The 19225-nt window shown below is 47.5% G+C and carries 14 protein-coding genes and 1 pseudogene; 2 read left to right on the plus strand and 13 right to left on the minus strand.

Annotated features, from left to right (window positions below; genetic code table 11):
* A partial coding sequence (locus tag WBV27_RS05415; RefSeq protein WP_424200118.1) for an SNF2 helicase associated domain-containing protein occupies positions 1–1474 on the minus strand: 1474 nt, incomplete at its 3' end.
* Positions 1475–1644: 170 nt separating this feature from the next.
* Here WBV27_RS05415 and WBV27_RS05420 point away from each other — a divergent pair.
* Positions 1645–2262, plus strand: coding sequence for a lysophospholipid acyltransferase family protein (locus WBV27_RS05420; protein WP_424200120.1), 618 nt, complete (start codon positions 1645–1647; stop codon positions 2260–2262).
* Positions 2263–2371: 109 nt separating this feature from the next.
* On the opposite strand, the gene WBV27_RS05425 is transcribed toward WBV27_RS05420, so the two are convergent.
* The 3 genes from WBV27_RS05425 to WBV27_RS05435 all read right to left on the minus strand — a co-directional run bounded on the left by WBV27_RS05425 (position 2372) and on the right by WBV27_RS05435 (position 6215).
* On the minus strand, positions 2372–4147 hold the full coding sequence (locus WBV27_RS05425; RefSeq protein WP_424200122.1) for an ABC transporter ATP-binding protein: 1776 nt from the start codon (positions 4145–4147) through the stop codon (positions 2372–2374).
* Positions 4144–5898, minus strand: a complete 1755-nt coding sequence (locus tag WBV27_RS05430) for an ABC transporter ATP-binding protein (RefSeq protein WP_424200124.1) — start codon at positions 5896–5898, stop codon at positions 4144–4146. The genes WBV27_RS05425 and WBV27_RS05430 overlap by 4 nt, the downstream gene beginning before the upstream one ends.
* A gap of 86 nt (positions 5899–5984) precedes the next feature.
* Complete coding sequence (locus tag WBV27_RS05435; protein WP_068559628.1) at positions 5985–6215, minus strand: YneF family protein; 231 nt, start codon at positions 6213–6215, stop codon at positions 5985–5987.
* Between the two features lie 242 nt (positions 6216–6457).
* Between WBV27_RS05435 and lexA the strand changes: the two are divergent.
* Positions 6458–7081, plus strand: a pseudogene (lexA, locus tag WBV27_RS05440) (transcriptional repressor LexA).
* An 88-nt stretch (positions 7082–7169) separates the two neighbouring features.
* On the opposite strand, the gene WBV27_RS05445 reads toward lexA, so the two are convergent.
* The 9 genes from WBV27_RS05445 to recO all read right to left on the minus strand — a co-directional run bounded on the left by WBV27_RS05445 (position 7170) and on the right by recO (position 19216).
* Positions 7170–7682, minus strand: a complete 513-nt coding sequence (locus tag WBV27_RS05445) for an adenine phosphoribosyltransferase (protein WP_086627861.1) — start codon at positions 7680–7682, stop codon at positions 7170–7172.
* Between the two features lie 16 nt (positions 7683–7698).
* Positions 7699–10029, minus strand: coding sequence for a single-stranded-DNA-specific exonuclease RecJ (gene recJ, locus WBV27_RS05450; RefSeq protein ID WP_424200127.1), 2331 nt, complete (start codon positions 10027–10029; stop codon positions 7699–7701).
* A gap of 139 nt (positions 10030–10168) precedes the next feature.
* The gene (locus tag WBV27_RS05455; protein ID WP_119093664.1) at positions 10169–10579 is read right to left on the minus strand and encodes a lipopolysaccharide assembly protein LapA domain-containing protein; all 411 of its coding nucleotides are present in this window, start codon (positions 10577–10579) and stop codon (positions 10169–10171) included.
* Positions 10580–10697: 118 nt separating this feature from the next.
* Entirely contained in the window at positions 10698–11627 is a 930-nt protein-coding gene (rnz, locus tag WBV27_RS05460; protein ID WP_086627858.1) for a ribonuclease Z, read from the minus strand.
* A gap of 2 nt (positions 11628–11629) precedes the next feature.
* Complete coding sequence (locus tag WBV27_RS05465; RefSeq protein ID WP_424200130.1) at positions 11630–13489, minus strand: acyltransferase family protein; 1860 nt, start codon at positions 13487–13489, stop codon at positions 11630–11632.
* Between the two features lie 38 nt (positions 13490–13527).
* A complete protein-coding gene (gene obgE, locus WBV27_RS05470) occupies positions 13528–14835 on the minus strand; it encodes a GTPase ObgE (protein WP_086627856.1) in 1308 nt (435 codons plus the stop codon).
* 291 nt (positions 14836–15126) lie between these two features.
* Positions 15127–17190, minus strand: coding sequence for a glycine--tRNA ligase subunit beta (gene glyS, locus WBV27_RS05475; protein WP_424200132.1), 2064 nt, complete (start codon positions 17188–17190; stop codon positions 15127–15129).
* Between the two features lie 4 nt (positions 17191–17194).
* Positions 17195–18106 carry a glycine--tRNA ligase subunit alpha gene (glyQ, locus tag WBV27_RS05480; protein WP_086628188.1) on the minus strand — a complete coding sequence of 304 codons (912 nt, stop codon included), beginning with the start codon at positions 18104–18106 and terminating at the stop codon, positions 17195–17197.
* Between the two features lie 270 nt (positions 18107–18376).
* A complete protein-coding gene (gene recO, locus WBV27_RS05485) occupies positions 18377–19216 on the minus strand; it encodes a DNA repair protein RecO (RefSeq protein WP_424200134.1) in 840 nt (279 codons plus the stop codon).
* Positions 19217–19225 lie beyond the last annotated feature (9 nt).

Consider the following 19225-nt stretch of genomic DNA (forward strand, 5'->3'; position numbering starts at 1 on the left):
ATGTTGATACTTCCGTATTTTCCACTATCAGATTCTGCAGATCCGGACTTAATTCGACCTCTGCATAACGGCGCAAAACAGGTATTTTCCTGTAAAGAAAGCTGAATAGGTCAACATCCTTCGAAGCCAGGAAGGATACTTGGTTTTCGATTATGTTGAATTCCAGATTTTCCAATACCTGCAGGATCCGCTCTTCCCCTATTGTGTCCCTGATCAGAAATTGGGACTCTGTTTTCGAGGCGCGGTTCTGTCGGAAGACCGTTTCCCCGTATTTGAAGAAAATTTCCCCTTTTATGCGCTTCGCCGGACCACGGAATTGGATGGAGACAGTCAACGGCTCATCGATGATGTTGCGCTCCAGTTCTTCGCTGAAGTGCACCGTTCCGATCTGTTTCAGCAACGGGATGACATATGTCAGCAAATCCGATACATCGGGCTCTTCGATTCCGATCACATTTGAGTCGTCAAATCGTTTTTCAAAGAATGAGAGGTACCCCAAGAGTTTATGCTGCTGCACACTGAGTGGGTGAACTTTGTTGCCCTCGATCAGCCAGTCATAATCCAACAGATGGATGATATTGTCACGCTGGATGCGAAGTTCTATTCCCTTGCCTTTCTTTCCCAGCAGGAATTGATAGCCCGGTTTTTCGGGACTGATCTGCACATCCGGATACGTTTGCTCGCCGGCAATCCATTCGACCCGGCCGGTTTGGATCAAATCCTCCAAAATGGAGTGCGCTGAACTCGGCGGCAGGATCAGATAAGAATCCAATTTTCTGGCCGTGACGTTCAGCAATTGCTTATTCAACGCCGCGGGTTGCTCCTCCAGCAGTTTATGCAACCGGTAGATGATGGGCTGGTCCATTTCCTGTATCTTCACTGTCCGGAAATCGATCCCATCGCCGAGACGGTATTCCCATTTTTCTTGTTTGATGAATTGTTCCGTAAATTGTTCGATATTAGTGACCATGTAGGGTTTATCGACCCCTGCCCGCAATGACAGAGCCAATACATGCTCACCTGTGTTTTGCATTAAGTTGTTTGGTTTCATGCGCAGAACCTGCAGCGTATACTGCACTAAAAAATCTGCCTGGGTATTCAGGCTCTGGGCGCCTTTGTTTTCTTGGAAGAAAATCTGCGTCAAGTCATTCACAAATTCTTGACCGGCAGTTTCCGCATCGACCTGAAATTGCTCTGCGCTGCTTTCCGTCAGAATACGGGTACCGCATTTCTCCTTCAGATACAATTCAACAGCGATCGTATGTTTGCAATACTGATGATTTTTCCAGTACTTGCACTGACATACATCCTGTTCCCTGGCTGTCCCGTCTAAGGTGACATGATACATTTTACTGCCGAGCACCTCACAATGCCAAACCTGGCTGTGGAAATCCGGCTGCACGGATAGCACGCGATCCTCATTCACATATTCGCGTCCTTCTTGTATCAACTTGTCCGGCATACTCCATTTCACGCTATCACTTCCTCTGCTTCTTGCTGTCCATCCTTTATTGTACTGCAATTTCGTCGAAAAATATACCTTCTTCCCCATTGATGGCGGCAGGAACGGAATATTTAACTTGAAATATTCCACAATCTATCTCATACTGATTAGCATAATACCAAAGCAAAAGGAGCCCTGTCATGTTTTTTAAAACAGTCGTCATCATAGTCAGATTTCTGGTCCGTATCCTGAACGGCAAGACCGAAATCCAAAACAAAGAGTACATTCCGAAAGACACAGTCTATATCCTTGCGGCACCGCACAGAAGCCTGCTGGATCCCATTTTCATTTCGTTTGGCGTGTATCCACACGTATTTTCATCAATGGCAAAGCAAGAGCTCTTCAAGGGGAAATTCATGAATTGGCTGCTCACTCACATGAAGGCTTTTCCTGTCAATCGCGAAAATCCGGGCCCGAGTGCCCTGAAGCAACCTGTTTCGATCCTGAAGGAAGGCAAAACCAATCTGCTGATCTTCCCGACCGGCTCGAGACATTCCGCAGAAATCAAAGGCGGCACTTCATCAATCGCCAAGTTGGCCAACGTGCCGATCCTTCCCGTTGTCTATCAGGGTCCACTCACATTCAAGGACCTCCTGAAGCGCAAAAAAGCGACGGTCCGCTTCGGCAAGCCCATCTACCTGCCGAAGGAAAAAAGGATCTCCAGAGACGAATTGGCTGCCTATGACGAACTGCTCGGAACCACTTTCCACCAATTGGATCAAGAGATCGATCCGAATTTCGTGTACGTAGCAAAATAAAACGCCTGACATACGTTTTCGGGTCTTCACCGTCTCGAAAAGACAACCAAAAAAGCAGCGCCGGAATTTTTCCGGCGCTGTTTTTTTTGTATTGCTGTTCAACAATCGATCAGTCGTTCATCGATTGGAGCATGTACATGTCATAATAGGTCCCCCGTTTGGCGATCAGATCTTCATGTGTGCCTCTTTCGATGACGCGTCCTTTGTCAAGCACCAGTATCAGATGGGCATCGCGAATAGTGGACAGACGGTGCGCGATCGCAATCGTCGTTCGGCCTTCACGCATCTTCCGCATGCTTTCTTGGATCAGAAGTTCCGTCTCGGTGTCGATATTGGCAGTCGCCTCGTCGAGGATGAGCACTTTCGGATCTCTCAAAATGGTTCGGGCAAACGAAATCAATTGTCTCTCACCGCTTGAATAACTGGCTCCGCGCTCGATCACTTTTGCATGATAGCCTCCCGGCAGCGACTCGATGAATGAATCGGCATGCACAAAGGCAGCCGCACCTTCGATATCGCGGTCGGTATAATCCTTGTTCATCAATCGGATATTATGCGAGATGTCTCCGTAGAAAAGGAAGGAGTCCTGCAGGACCAAGCCTATTTTCGAGCGGATTTCATCGATTGGATACGTCTTGATTGATTTCCCATCAATCAGAATATCGCCCTTCTCGAACTCGTAAAAACGCAGCAAAACATTGATGATGGAACTTTTCCCGCTTCCTGTATGGCCTACCAGCGCGACCGTTTCGCCCGGATTTGCTGTAAAGCTGATGTCCTTAAGCACATCCTGCTTCCCGTCATAAGAGAAAGAAACGTTTTTGAATTCGATTCTGCCTTGGGTGATTTCCAATTTAGAATCTTCAGGTTGGTCCGGTGCCAATTCAGCATTATCCAATACACTCAGGACCCGTGAACTGGAAACGATGCCGTCCTGCAAGGCGCTGAGGTTATCCATCATCATCCCCATCGGACGGAAGAAATTTTGGATGTAGGTAGTGAAAGCGTAGATGACTCCCAGCTCTACGACGCCATTCAATGTCTGATAGCCAAATAGCCAAAGGACGATCGCCAGCGCGATGGCCTGCAACAGATTGACTATCGGCATCAACATCAAGGCGTTCATCTGGACCATCGCTACGCGGCCTTTGCTGTAGTCGTCATTGATCGCATCAAATTCCGCGCGCAGCCGTTTTTCCTGGCGGAACTGCTGGATGATCGCCATACCGGAAATCGATTCATTCAATTTCGTGTTCAGTTGGCTCAGTCTTTCGCGCATCGTGCGATAAACACGCGTGCTGTACTTTTGATAATACCAAATCAGACCGGCCATGATCGGGACAAATACGATGAATAGAAGGGAAATTTGCTTATTCAATGTCCACATAGCGATGAACACTGTGATGATGCTGAAGATTCCCTCTGCCAAGGCCAAAAATACATTCCAGAATTCCTTGATGGTTTCTGTGTCATTCGTGACGCGCGAAACGATCGATCCGGCCGGCGTCGTGTCATAGTAGCGCATCCCCAATTGATTGATTTTACGGAAAACGGCATTGCGGATATTCTCAACGGTTTGTTCAGACGCCATACTGAAAATATAGCGCTGCAGATACGTGACCAACATCTTCAGCAGGACGACTCCTACATAAGCCAGCGCAAATAGCACACTGATGATGGTCGTGACATTGCCAACAGCCAGATAATCATCCATATAAATTTGGATGATGCGCGGTGCCACCACATTGACCAACGACAACGCGATACTGAAAAGCAAAGCCATCAAAAATTGATAGCGGAAAGGATGGGCAAATCGGAAGATGCGTTTGATTACCCGGAGTTGTTCCTTCACTGGAATTGTCTTAGACCATACTGATCCACTCATGCTTCATCCGCCCCTTCCAATTTGGTTTCGAGTTGTTGTTTTTCGTACATCCTGCGGTACCAGCCGTCCAGGTCCATCAACTCATAATGCGTCCCGCGTTCGACAATGCGCCCTTCATCAAGGACGATGATCTCATTCGCATGCATCACGCTGCTGATCCGATGGGCTGCGATGATTGTTGTCTGATCGGCTCGCTTTTCCTTAAGCCCCGTCAGGATCGCTTCCTCTGTCTTCGCGTCCACCGCGGATAGGGAATCATCCAAAATGAGCAGCTCAGGTTCAGTCACCAAAGCCCGCGCAATCGCTATCCGCTGCTTTTGTCCACCGGATAAGGAAACGCCCCTTTCACCGACCAACGTATCATAGCCATCTGGGAAACCGAGGATATCCTGATGGATGGCAGTCAAGCGCGCTGCCTCTTCAACCTTTTGCTGGCCGATGGATGGATCAGCGAATCGGATGTTTTCCCTGACGTCAGAAGAGAACAGGAAGTTGTCTTGGGGTACGTAACCGATTCCGCTCAGCAATGCGTCCAATGAATAATCACGGATATCGATCCCGTTGTAGTTGATGCTGCCCTCATATTGATCATACTCCCGCAACAGCAGACGGAAAATCGTGCTTTTGCCCGATCCGGTTCTGCCGACGATCCCTAACGTTTGTCCCCGCTCCAAATGGAATCCGACATCCTGCAAGCTGATTTCTTCGCTGTTCGGGTAACCGAACGAGGATACCCGGAAATCCAAATCGCCTGTAACCGGCGTCCGGATTGCATTCTTCTGCTCCTGGATCGTTGATTTTTCCTTCAGAAGCTCATCGATCCTGCTGTAACTGGCACTCCCGCGTTCCAGCACATTGAACAATCTGCCCACCGCCAACATCGGCCATGCCATCATTCCGATGTAACTGATGAACGAAACCAGCTGACCGATACTGATGCTGCCCTCCACGACAAAACGGCCACCAAAGATGATCGTCAATGCAAAAGAAAGTCCCAAAATAAGTTGGATAGCTGGATCAAACAAGGCATCGACCAAGTAGACAGCTTTATTTTTCGCGACGACGTCCTTCGTCATCGCTTCAAAATCGTGGATGTCCTCTTCTTCTTCACCGAACGTCTTGATGACCTTCACGCCGGAAACACTCTCCTGCGTTTTGTCATTCAGATTAGAGAACGCAGCTTGAGCCTTGCGGAAACGCTTGTGCATCTTCTGTCCGAGGATCCTCGACACCAGCGTCAAAGCAGGCAACGGAATCATGGCGATGAGCGTCAAACGCCAATCGATCAAGAAGAACATTGTGAAAAGCGTGATCCCGCCAGAAGAAATCGAATCCGCCAATGTCAGGATGCCTGCGCCTGCGACCATCCTGATCGCATTCAAGTCATTCGTCGCATGCGCCATCAGATCGCCGGTCCTGTATTTTTGGAAAAAGACAGCGTCCATTTCGGTGAAATGTTTGAACAATCGTGAACGAAGTATCTTTTCCAACTCTGCCGAAGTGCCCCAAATCTTCATCCGCCAAATATAACGGAAAAGGTACTGCAGGATGCCCGCAATCAATATGATTGCCGACCACTTCCACAAAGAAGCCATCGTTAAGGTCCCTAAGGCAATTTCATCGATGATGATTCCGACAACGCGCGGCGAAACGACCTGAAGAATAGCCACAATGATCAGGAAAAAGACGCCCACAAAATAAGATTTCCATTCTTGACGGAAAAACCAACTCAATTTTTTGAAAATACTCACGTATATTACTCCCTTCTTACCTGTATCCGGACAAAATAAAAATGTGGAACCGTAGAGATCCACATTTTGTATATTATTTCATTAGTCTATTTCTTTTTCTTTGTTGATTGTGCTTTCATAGAAGCCATGATCTGTTTTACTTTTCTTTCGGATGGTTTTTGACCCATCTGCATCATCATAGAACGCAACATTTCTTCATTGATCGGTGGATTTTCTTCAAAATATTTTACCATATAACGTCTTGCAAGGAAAAATCCGCCAACCGCGCCTATTACTATTCCTAAAATGACCATCATTACCCATGCTGTTGTTGACACGTATTCATCCCCCTTTCCAAAGCATTCATTCATTAATTGTACTAAAGATTATGAGAAAAAGAAATAGCAATCACGCATAAATTTAGCAATTTTTCGAAAACGCTTCAGCTGTTGCCGGTTTCGGGACAATTTTGAGCATATTCTTGCGTCATCCCCAAGAATATGCGAACATCTGTTTGATTTTTTGGATGATTAATGGTATCCTAAACTTATAAATTTAGGATTACGGAGATGATGATCTCATGGTTAAAAATAAAGATTCACGCCAAATTGAAGTACTTCAATACATTTATGAAGAAGTCCAAGAAAAAGGCTATCCGCCGACCGTTAGGGAAATCGGGAATGCAGTAAAACTGTCCTCAACATCCACAGTGCATGGCCACCTGTCGCGGCTTGAAAAAAATGGCTTCATCCAACGCGACCCTACAAAACCACGTGCGATCGAACTGACTCAAGCGGGTCTGGACAAACTCGGGATCATGTCGGATAAAATGCCTTTGTTGGGTACCGTCACAGCCGGAGCTCCCATCTTGGCTGTCGAAGAAGCAACCGATTATTTCCCGGTTCCGCCGGATCTGAAATCCGCTTCCGGAAGTTTGTTTATGCTGAAGATCCGCGGAGAAAGCATGATCGACGCCGGCATATTCGATGGCGACTCGGTCATCATCAGAAAACAAGCCACGGCTTAAAACGGCGATAACGTCATAGCCATGACGGACGATGATGATGCGACCTGCAAACGATTCTACAAAGAAAACAACTACTATCGTCTGCAACCAGAAAATGCGAGCATGGATCCGATCATCCTGGATTCCGTCATCATTCTGGGGAAAGTAGTCGGTCTGTACCGGAACCACATCATTTAACGGATAGTCCCCCCGATTGTTGCAAAAAGGCTGCCAACTACTGGCAGCCTTTTTGCGTGTCTATTCATTTTCGGATTGTTTATTGTTCTTAGTATTCCATCAGCGTAAAGATGTCATACCCTTGGATCAGGTCACGGCCCTTTAAATCCAACAACTCGATCAGGAATGCCAAACCGACGACTTCTCCGCCTAATTTTTCCACCAATTCGATTGTTGCAGCTGTAGTGCCGCCAGTTGCCAACAAGTCATCGCAAACCAGCACTTTGTCTCCAGGCAGGATGGCATCTTGATGCAATTGCAACGTTGCTTTTCCGTATTCTAGTCCATAGGAAACTTCTACCGTTTCGCGCGGCAATTTACCTTTTTTGCGGGCCATTGCGAATCCGCAACCCAATTCCACAGCGACTGGGCAGCCGACCATGAAACCACGCGCTTCAGGTCCTACTACTTTATCGACATTCAAATCTTGGGCATATTTCACGATCTCTTTGATCGAATAGCGGTAAGCTTCTCCGTTCGCCATCAAGGGTGAAATGTCGCGGAAAATGATGCCTTGTTCTGGGAAATCTTTGACATCAGCAATATATTGTTTCAAATCCATTTTGTGTTCCTCCTAATTATTGTACCATCATCTGTTCATTCAACCATTTCGTCAACTGCGAAAACGGGCTGTAGATGAATACCTTCTCAGCTTCCATTTTCTGCAGGCGATCTTTGTATACCTGCGTATCGTCCAAAGCCCTTTTGACAGGGTTTTTGACCTCATTGATGAAACCATTGTCTATTGTAACAAATCCCGCCTCCAAAAACACTTGAATCATAAAAATGGCAAGATTTTTTTTGATTTTTAAGTATTCTGCCAAGGCATCTAACCGATTTCTCACATCGATATCCTTATGGGAACGAATATATTGGTAAAACTTTGCAAACTGGTCTTTAGGTGGAACTCCGTCTGCGTAAACGCTATTCGATTCATGAGAGACGACATACACATTTTCGAACTGATTGCTCTTCAAAAGATCAGCCAGCAAGTTCATCTTCAAAGGACACTCGAAAAGCACCAGATTGCTGGCGCTGACACCCTGCAAAGCATCCGCTGTATTGTCTGTGAGCAACGCGGCGTTCGAACTGTTCGGGATAAGCTCATAAAATTGTTTCATGATGCCGGAAGTCGAAAACAGATACAAGGCATCTTCTACAGCCAATACCGAATCATGGATGACGGAACTCCTTTTGTCGAAAAACTGGACATGTTTGTTTTTGATGTCCTTCAGCTGCAGTTGCGGTTTCGCGCTATCCCGCCAAACATTGATCGAAAGCTCCCCGATGAGGGAAACGACATCCGCCTCGTTCAAGTGGTTGCTGATGCTCCCCTTGTTGAAGCCGATCACGTCCAGAAAGAGGTTTTTGTCCTTGATCTTGAATTTCAGATGCTTGTTGTCGGCACCGATCTGTCTGATGTCCGTCAACGGCACATTTTGAAAGCCGAATATAGGCTTTGGATTATCGGTCCCGTAAGGTTTAAGCAATTCCAATTCCTTCAAAAACGGCAGCGTGACATCGGCAAGCGGCAGAATGGCGTCTATGTGAATGGATTCACCCAACACGATCGCATCGTGATAATCAGCCGCGTAGCTGTTTATCTTTTCAGTGAAGGCGGACAAATCGGCAGCGGAAAGGCTCATGCCTGCTGCCATTTTATGCCCTCCGAACTTCGCGAGAAGGTCCCTTGAATCGGTCAATGCACTGTAGATATCCAACGCTTCCGTGCTGCGTGCCGACCCTTTCGCGATGCCGGTTTTTTCGTTGATGCGGAATAAGATTGTCGGGCGTCCGAATTCTTCGACCAACTTGCTTGCCACGATCCCAAGAACGCCCTCGTGCCAATTCTTGCTTCCCAACACGACAACATCCGGCATGCTTTCATTCTTTGCCAGTTCGGCGCTGGCTTCTTCATGGATGGATTGGACAATACCCTGTCTCTCGACATTCTTTTCCTGTATGTAAGCAACCAGTTCAGCTATTTTTACTTCGTCGAAAGACAGCATCAGTTCAGCGCCCGGGCCCGCATCCTCCAACCGACCGACAGCATTCAAACGCGGACCGATGATGAAACCGATGCTTTCCTCGTCCAAATTAGCCGCGTCTATTCCCGCGGCTTCCATCAATGCAGCCAACCCGAGCCGCTGCGTTTGTTTCATGACTTGCAGTCCCTGCTTTACGATCCAACGGTTTTCGCCTGTCAAACTGACCAGATCCGCAACGGTACCGATAGCGGCTAGATCAAGCGATTCGTAAGGCATTTCCCCCAGAAGAGCCGCCGCAATTTTCAAGGCTACGCCAGCTCCAGAAAGATCCGGGAAAGGATAGGATCCGGCAGGATGTTTCGGGTGGATGATGGCATATGCATCAGGCAAGTCATCGGGCAATTCGTGATGGTCGGAAATAATGACATCCACGCCCATTTTTTTTGCCATCGCTATCGGCTCGTGGCCGGAAACCCCGTTATCGCAAGTCAGGATCAACTGCGCTCCGTTCTCGATCAATTTCTTGAATGCCGTCGCATTTGGGCCATAACCGTCCGTGAAGCGGTTCGGCAAATAATAGCCGACATTCCCGCCCAACACTTCGATCGTCTCCACAAGAATGCTTGTGCTTGTGATGCCATCCGCATCATAATCCCCATAGACGACGATTTCTTCTCCAGCTTCAATAGCTTCAGTCAAGCGATGTACCGCTTTATCCATATCGTGCAGCAGATACGGATCATGGAATTCCATTTCGGCCCCATCAATGAAAGCTTTGATCTGTTCTTTTGTTTCTAAACCTCGCTGCATGCAAAGCATGACGAATTTTTCTGATAACCCAGTAGCTTGACTGATTTCCTTGCTTACAGAGTCATCAATTTCTGATTTGTGTAATTTCCAATTCATCTTTGAAGATAACAACTTATCGACTCCTAACTATATAAACTATACAGGCGCACCGAGGCTCCCGCTAATCCAAAAAAGACTAGAAGCTGAACTCGTTCTAGTCTTTTCTTTTGAACTGGAAGTGGCCGATCAGGTAGATCTGCCGCTTTTTTCTTCAAATACTGCTTGGCTGATTCGGGTTTGCCCCTGTAAACTTCTTGATCAATTCTTCTTCAAGCGAATTGATTTTGCTGTCTTTCTGAGTCAATTCCGTCCGCAGTTCGGCGAGTTGTTGTTCATACCCGACTTTCGTCGCATCGACGGCTTTTTGGATTTCTTTCCCCTTTGTGTCGATTTCAGCGCGCATTTGTTTAAATTCTTTGTTCTTCTTCGTTGCACTGCCTGTCGCAACCAACAAGGTGATGAGCGAGCCCATCAGGAGAGAAACCAGAATGACGATGATAAGAGGTCCATCCACAACAGCGAAACCAAAATTGACTGGCACAGAATCGACATTGAAAACGGCAAACAACACAATGATGATGATCAAAATAATGCCCGCTACTAATCTCCACTGATTTTTCATTATAATCGCCCCACTCATTTTGATATTTCCCACTCTTATTATCATCTTTTTGCTGCTGCATAGTCAACTTGAAGCACTTATCCCCGAAAGGATTCTCTAGTGAGCAAGCTGCCGGCGATCATTTCGTCAGCGCTATTTCGAATTCATCATAATCGTTGACGAGTTTCGTGTCAGGAAAGACTTTGCGGGCATCCCGCTGCAACTGATGCGCATTGCCGTTGAGGTAACGCGCGCTGATGTGGGTCAAATAAAGTTGGTTCACGTTTGCTTCTTTGGCCACGTTGGCTGCATCGATGCAGGTCGAATGGAAATAATCCGACGCAATCGCTTGGTCTTCCTTCCCGAAGGTGCTCTCGTGGACCAACACATCGGCATTTTTTGCCAAAACGACAGTATTTTTGGTTCTTCTTGTGTCGCCCAAAATCGTTACGACACGTCCTTTAGTTGTTTTTCCGATAAAATCCAGCCCATTGATGGTTCTCCCGTCAGGCAAAACAACGGTCTCCCCATTTTTAAGCTTTCCGTAGAGAGGTCCCGCGGGAACATTCATTTCTTTCAGCTTATCGGCCTGCAATTCGCCTGGATAGTCGGCCTCTTCGACACGGTACCCGTAGGAAACGATGCCGTGATTCAGTTTTGCGCAACTCACGCGGAATTGCTCGTCTTCAAACACTACGCCATCTTCAGTTATTTCATGAAAGAAGATCGGATAGCGCAGGTGGGACTGGGATATGCGCAGACTGGTCAGCACAAATTCCTTGATTCCCACAGGGCCATAGATGTTCAAAGGCGTATTTCCGCCTTGGAAAGCCCTGCTGCTCAAGAACCCGGGCAAGCCGAATATATGATCCCCATGCAGATGGGTGATGAAGATTTTTTCGACTTTTCTGGGCCGGATCGTTGTTTTTAGCACACGTTGCTGTGTCCCCTCCCCGCAGTCAAAAAGCCAGATAGCATTGCGTTCATCCAGCAATTTCAATGCTATGCTGGAAAGATTTCTGCTGGTGGAAGGAACACCCGCTCCGGTGCCTAAAAATTGAATTTTCATAATCAGTTGCTCCCATTTTCATCATTTAATTCTTGATAGATTTCCTCTGCCACAAAAAGGGCTAATTGTTGCGCACCGATCGGATTCGGATGGACCTGATCCTCCAGAAGCCACTCGTCGTGTCCGCTGCTGAAGGCATTCCAATCCAAAATATGGACATTGGAATGGTTGCTTTCGGCAAGCGCCAACTGCTCGTTCACGCTGTCCTTCCAGATTCGCGGTACATTCGTCGTGAGGAAAAACAGATTTCGGGATGTCCCGATTTCCGTTATGAAAGTTTCCATTTGCGTCTGAGTGAAAGTCCCGTTGGAACCCAGAAAGACCACGACTGTGTCATGCAATTGCTCCCGTTTTTCCAAGTCAGCAATCACCTCAGTGGTTTGGTAAAGCTGTCTGCTGACTGCACCTTCGACAACTGCCCGTCCGAAAATCGTAACCAGCTGATCCGCGACGGAGAGCAATACGGAATCGCCTATGAAGGTAATATCTGCGCCGTGAGCAAACAAAACGGTCTCTCGTTCGAGCCCTTCGATATTATTGATGGCCCTGCTGCGGGTGGAATCGTCGCGATTGATTTCTTCCATTTTGCTTTGGCTGGCAGCGATCTGCTCGCGCAGTTCCTGCACAGCGGCATTTTCGCCGGAGCGTGCTTGGACAAATCCCGCCAGAGCGGTCAGCAACAGGCAGAAACTGACGAATGCAGCAAGTTTTCCCGAAAAATGCTTGGTAGAGCCTTCGAATCCTGAAGCCTTCATTCGGGCTAGCGTATCGGCAGCTCGCCAAGACTGCACAGGCGGCACCTTCCAACGCTCTTTTTCGAATAACTGGTAGCCTATTTCGGAAAGGCTGAGGATGATTGCCAATTGGATAAAAATATGGCGCCCGGGATCAACGCTCGTATCGACTACTTTCGCCTGATAAAGGGAAATCACAGGATAGTACCAGAGATAAAGCAGAAAGCTCCGCCTGCCGAGCCACTGAATCGGTTTGAACCGCATCATTTTTGAAAGGCTCGTTGCCGGATGCGCTGTTAAGACTACCGCAACTCCGATAATGACGCTGTTAAGGTACATTCCGCCTCTGTAGGTGAGCGTCTGACTATCCAGCATCCTGCTGAACATCAAACCGAGAACAGCGTAGCTCAAAAAACCTGCGAGCGTCAATCTTCGCTTCATCCGCTTCGAAACCGGGTCGTTCAGCCTCTCTAACGGCCAAAAAACCGAAAGGGCACTGCCAATCATAAATGCAGATAAGCGCGTATCCGTACCGTAATAGACGCGTGAAGCGTCTTCTCCCGGTACATACAGCATCGCCATCGCAAGGGCAGAAAACAAAGAAAGGCCGACCGCTGTGTAAAAAATTATCCGTTTATCTTTGTACAATGCCAACAGCAACAACACAATCAGTGGCCAGATGACATAGAATTGACTCATGACCGAAAGGAACCAGAGATGCATGAACGGTGATTGCACATAGAATTGTTCAAAATAAGAACCGCCAACGGAAATTTGCCACCAGTTATTGACCATTCCCAATGACGATAGGAGCCATGGCCGCAAATTCAGCAACAGGTCTCTTTGGAACAAAGTGATATAGGCAGTCACCGACAGCAACATCCCTAGCAATGGAAGGAACAACCTCTGAAACCTTCTGGCCAAATAGCGCTTGTAAGCCAATTTTCCTTTTTGGCCGTATTCTTCGATCACAGACGCTGTGATGAAAAAACCAGTCAGGACGAAAAAGATGTTTACAGCCAAGTAACCGCCCGGCAAAACATGAGGCATCAAATGATAGAAAATGATGGCAATAATCGCAAGCGCCCGCATCCCATCCAATGGAACGGAGCGTGTCTGTGATGTCACGATAATTATCCCCCATTTATTGATACTGGTGTTTCTTTTTAATCGACGAACTCAAAATGGTAGGTCATGATGCGGACCATGTCGCCATCTTTCGCTCCCTTAGCCCTCAGTTTTTCATCCACGCCCATGGAACGCAATTGACGCGCGAAACGCATGATGCTTTCGTCATGAGCAAAATTGGTCATGTTGAATAGTTTTTCCAGTCTTTCGCCGCCCAATACCCACGTGGAATCTGGATCGCGTCCGATAGTGAACTGTTCTTGATTTTCTTCGAATTTGTAAAGGACGGATGATTCGACTTCTTCTTCGTCGAACAATGGGAACTCAGGCGTGTCCTTCAGAACTTCAGCAGTGTAATCCAACAATTCGGCTACGCCGGTAGTCGACCAGGCTGAAATCGGGAAGATTCTCGGTGCTTCGTCATCTCCGAATTTTTCGGCGATTTGCTGTTTAAAGATTTCAAGATTATCTTCCGCTTCCGCCACATCCATTTTATTGGCTACAATCACGGTCGGTCTTTCCAGCAAACGCAATTGGTAACTTTCCAATTCCTTGTTGATTTTTTCATAGTCATCGAAAGGATCTCTGCCTTCTGTGCCGCCCATATCGATGACATGCAGAATGACTCTCGTGCGCTCGATGTGGCGCAAAAATTGGATCCCTAGACCGACGCCTTGGGACGCGCCCTCGATCAATCCCGGTAAATCGGCCATGACAAACTCTTCTCCGCTGCGTGTCTGTACCATACCTAAGTTGGGCACAAGCGTAGTGAAGTGATAGGCTGCGATTTTTGGTTTCGCTTTTGACACGATCGACAGCAATGTCGATTTACCTACTGACGGGAAGCCTACCAAACCGACGTCCGCGATGACTTTCAGCTCAAGCTCCAACTCAAGCTCTTGCCCAGGTTCACCGTTTTCGGCGATTTCGGGTGCAGGGTTTCTCGCAGTGGCAAAACGGTTATTCCCGCGTCCGCCACGTCCGCCTCTTGCGACTACAGCCTGTTGCCCAGGTTCGGTCAAATCAGCAATGAGTTCTTTTGTTTCCGCATTGCGTACAATCGTGCCAGGCGGAACCCTTACTATTGTGTCTTTTGCGCCGCGGCCGAACATACTTTTGCTCATGCCGTTTTCGCCGGGCTTACCTCTGAAATTACGGTTATAGCGGAAATCCAATAACGTGCGCAGACCTGGATCCACTTCAAATATGATGCTTCCCCCACGGCCGCCATCGCCACCTGCAGGACCCCCATCGGGAACATACTTTTCGCGACGGAACGCTACCATTCCATCGCCGCCTTTACCGGCTTTTACATGCACTTTTGCATGATCCAAAAACATTGACATCTTTTTTCCCCCTTGGAAAACTGTTCGGCACTCTTTATGCCGAACAAAATAATTCGATTGGTCCGACTTTTTCAGATGCGCTTCCGCACTTCAAAAAATTGGACAAGTATCTTTAACAAATAATTTGAGCTCCGTCTATTGAAGCGCTCATTCTTCCCTCTTAATTTACCATATTAACCAAAAAACGAAAAGAAAATACAGTCTTGAAGGTATCGATCCAGCCCGCACCTGGCGGAAGACAAAATGATGGAGCCGGGAGTAAACAATGTTAGCCCCGCCTCCATCACTTCACTATTTAAGGATCAATTTTCTGACATCAGCAAACTGCATAATGCTCAAGGTCAGGTTGCCTAGCGTATTCAAACGGTTGCTGCGGATAGCAATATCCTCGACCATGACCATATTTTCATCGAAATAAGCTTCAATATATGGCGCAATCGCAGCTAAGGCGGTGTAATCCGCTTCTGGATCGCCGTGGGACAGAGCCAAATCGAGATGATTAATCTGCACATACAGATTCTTCTCGCTGGCTGTTTCCAGCAGATCTTTCTGGACGGGAATCGATTCATCAGGATTTCCGGAAATGTTTACGACGCGCGCAAGAGCTTCCATGATCGTTTTGAATGATTCCTCTTCACTGTGCGCCTGCAATACTTTGGCGTTAGCGAATAGGGTGTTGACGTCTTTTTCGCCGGATTGCAGCACAGCTTCCACTATATCATAACGGATGCCGTAGGTTTGAAGTTTCTGTTGGATACGGCCGTTTGCGAAAACGGCAAGTTCATTCATTGTTTTATCGAACGATTCTGCATCTTCAATCGCAAAAACCTCCGTCAACAATGCAGACAACAATTCTTCCAACGAGAATGACCATTGGTATTTCTCGATGATTTGAATGACCCCGATCATTTGACGACGCAAAGCATACGGGTCGTTCGATCCTGTCGGAACCATACCCTGCAGGAAGAAACTGATGATGCTGTCCAATTTGTCCGCCATCGCCAAAACTGCTCCGATTTGGGTTTCCGGCAATTCGCCTTCACTGGATACCGGAAGGTAGTGTTCGCGGATCGCGGTTGCTACAGCAGCGGTTTCGCCTTGTTGCAACGCATAGACTTCACCCATGATGCCTTGCAGTTCCGTAAACTCGGAAACCATGTTGGTCACCAAGTCAAACTTGTAGATGGAAGCCGCACGCAACAATTGCGTTTTGTCGTCCTCTTCCAGATCAAGCAGATCAGCAAGATGGGCAGCGATTTTCGCTGTGTTGTCCATCTTATCATGAATGGAGCCGATTTTCGAATGGAATGTGACTTTCTTCAATTTTTCGACCGACTGCGCAATGGTGATGCGTTGGTCTTCGTTGAAGAAGAACAGGCCGTCCTCAAGCCTTGCTGTCAGGACTTTCTCATTGCCTTTTTTCACGTTATCGATGAATATGCCATTCCCGTTGCGTACGGATATGAAGTACGGCAACAGTTTGCCCGATTTGTCCTTAACTTCGAAATAGCGTTGGTGGTCCTTCATCGATGTGATCAATACATCTGCCGGCAAAGTCAAATATTTGCTGTCGTATTCACCGAAGAAGGCTGTCGGGTATTCTACCAGAGAAGTGACTTCTTCCAATAAGCTTTCGTCGTTAGGGATGATCCAGCCATTTTCAGCTTCAATCTGTTGGAATTGGGCCCGAATCATGTTTTTCCTTTTGTCCTGATCGGCAATGACATGTTGTTCAGCCAATTTCTCCACATACTCGCCTGCATGCGCCAGCGTCACGTCTTCGCCCAAGAAACGGTGCCCGCGTGTGGTCCGGCCTGAAACGACATCCAAGACCTGGAATGGGATGATTTCAGCATCAGCCAATGCCACAATCCAATGGATCGGTCGGATGTACTTGAAGTGATGGTTGCCCCAATGCATCGAAACAGGGAAAGTCAACGACTCAACGACTGTATTCAATTCCTTCAGCACTTCGGATGAAGCTTTTCCGTTCGTTTCTTTCTTGACGAAAACATACTCCACACCATTCAGTTCATCAAAGAAGATGTCTTCAGGAGTCAAGCCTTGTCCGCGGACAAAGCCCAGTGCAGCTTTTGACCAAGTGCCGTCAGCCTGCAAAGCGATTTTTTTTGCGGGTCCTTTGATGACTTCCGCCAAATCCGCCTGTTTATCACTGACTCCGCTGGCGATGACCGCCAAACGTCTCGGCGTCGCATACATTTCGATCGCGTCAAAGCCGATGCGGTTTGCTTCCAAAAAAGCGGCCATTTTTTCTTTCAGTTGGATACTGCTGCTGCGCACATATTTCGCAGGCATTTCTTCAAGTCCGATTTCTAATAATACAGTTTGACTCATCAATTTAGTCCTCCTTCAGGGCAAGTTCTTTTTGATCATCCGAAAGCAACGGGAAACCCAGTTCTTTTCTCTTTTGGACAAAAGCTTTCGCCAGTTGGCGCGCCATATTGCGGATTCGTGCGAGATAGCCCGCGCGGTCAGTCGCAGAAATGACACCTCTTGCATCCAAAAGGTTAAAGGCATGCGAACTCTTCAGGACATAGTCATAAGCCGGATGCACGAGACCGTTCTCGATCTGTTTTGTCGCTTCCGCTTCAAATGAATCAAATAGTTGGAACAACAAATCGACGTTGCTTTCCTCAAACGAATATTTGGAATGTTCATATTCCGGCTGTCCGAAGATTTCGCCGTATTTCACGCCCTCTGTCCACTCAAGATCGTAGACACTGTTCACATCCTGGATATAAGAAGCCAAGCGCTCCAAACCATAGGTGATTTCGCTTGTGACAGGACTGCATTCCAAACCACCCACTTGCTGAAAATAGGTGAACTGGGTGACTTCCATCCCATCCAACCAGACTTCCCAGCCCAAGCCTGCGCAACCCAATGAAGGGTTTTCCCAGTTGTCTTCGACAAAGCGGATATCATGTTCGATCGGATTGATGCCCAATACTTTTAGGCTTTCCAGATAAAGTTCCTGGATATTGTCTGGTGATGGCTTCATGACCACCTGGAATTGATGATGTTGGTAAAGGCGGTTGGGATTTTCTCCATAACGGCCGTCAGCCGGACGACGCGAAGGCTCCACGTATGCAGCGTTCCAGGGTTCTGGGCCGATTGCGCGCAAGAAAGTGTACGGGCTCATTGTTCCGGCACCCTTTTCAGTATCATAAGACTGCATCAATAGGCAGCCTTGATCTGCCCAAAAATTTTGTAGCGCTTGAATCATTTTTTGCACAGTTAATTTGTTTTCCATCATAAATCTCCTCCACTTGAAATAATACATAAAAAAAGTCCCTATGCATCAAGTCTCCTTGAAACATAGGGACGAATATTTTCGCGGTTCCACCCTAATTCCGGCAAATGCCGGCACTTCGTTACAGGACTCGGATACGCCTTTCCGCAATAGTCTCCCGCTTTGGCTCACACTATCCCAAATTCGCTTTTCGGTCCTGACCAGAGGTACTTTTATCTTCAACGTCCAGTATTTAGTTCTTCTCAATAGTAGCCTTGTTCCTGCAGAATGTCAAGAACTACTTGGATCGGACTGGCCGCTTTCGCTCGGCTTGTTTGGCTCCGGTTCGGAAGCGGAACGGAACGGAATCTCAACCTTCGTCTCCCAAGCGTACATCTGATCGATGAAACTCTTGCTTTTCAGGCGGATCCCGACATATTCCTCATATAATTCGTCGATAAAGGCTCTGAGCGCCTGTTTCGTCTCGGCTTTGATCTGGATATTCCCGACTTGCTTCGGCGTGACCAATTGGAAAATCCGGGCGAAATGGACAGCTGCAGGGCTTGCATGCGATCTTCTGGGGTCTTCCCCGTAATGCTTCTGGCACAGGGCACCGGAATATTTGACCGAAAAGTCGAAAGGTTCCTGCTTGCTGTGACAGATGACGCATTCCTGCAATTGCGGAGCTGCTCCAAAATATTTCAGTACCCGCATTTCGAAAATGTTCACTACGATTTCCGCATCCATCCCGCTCTGCATGGCGACCAGGGATTCTTCCAATAAATCGTAGAGGTCGGCGGCCTTGATGGCATCGTTGATGGCTGCATCGGCTAGGTTATTCAAATATGTCGCATAGGCGTTCAGATGGATATCCGTCTGCATTTTGGAAAAGTGGATGATTTCGCGGCTGTCCTTCAGGAAGCTGAGTCCGTCATCCTTGATGTGGCCCAGATAAGTCGCTTTTGTGAATGGCAGGAGCGCCGCTTTCAAGGAATGGTTTGGGTTTTTGATGTTCTTCACGAAAAACATCCGTTTTCCATGATCACGCGTAAATATTTTAACCAAAGCATCCTTTTCCCTGTGTTTTCGGATCGATAAGACGATGCCATCAAATTCCTGATATGTCTCCATGTCGCACCC

The organism is Trichococcus sp., from assembly GCF_049589555.1.
Taxonomy (GTDB): Bacteria; Bacillota; Bacilli; order Lactobacillales; family Aerococcaceae; genus Trichococcus.

Excerpts from the sequence above, each read along its gene's own strand:
- WBV27_RS05445 (WP_086627861.1), bottom strand. The coding sequence starts at position 7,682 with ATGGATTTGAAACAATATATTGCTGATGTCAAAGATTTCCCAGAACAA.
- WBV27_RS05455 (WP_119093664.1), bottom strand. The coding sequence starts at position 10,579 with ATGAAAAATCAGTGGAGATTAGTAGCGGGCATTATTTTGATCATCATC.
- recO (WP_424200134.1), bottom strand. The coding sequence starts at position 19,216 with ATGGAGACATATCAGGAATTTGATGGCATCGTCTTATCGATCCGAAAA.
- obgE (WP_086627856.1), bottom strand. The coding sequence starts at position 14,835 with ATGTCAATGTTTTTGGATCATGCAAAAGTGCATGTAAAAGCCGGTAAA.
- WBV27_RS05425 (WP_424200122.1), bottom strand. The coding sequence starts at position 4,147 with ATGAGTGGATCAGTATGGTCTAAGACAATTCCAGTGAAGGAACAACTC.
- WBV27_RS05420 (WP_424200120.1), top strand. The coding sequence starts at position 1,645 with ATGTTTTTTAAAACAGTCGTCATCATAGTCAGATTTCTGGTCCGTATC.
- glyS (WP_424200132.1), bottom strand. The coding sequence starts at position 17,190 with ATGAGTCAAACTGTATTATTAGAAATCGGACTTGAAGAAATGCCTGCG.
- glyQ (WP_086628188.1), bottom strand. The coding sequence starts at position 18,106 with ATGGAAAACAAATTAACTGTGCAAAAAATGATTCAAGCGCTACAAAAT.
- rnz (WP_086627858.1), bottom strand. The coding sequence starts at position 11,627 with ATGAAAATTCAATTTTTAGGCACCGGAGCGGGTGTTCCTTCCACCAGC.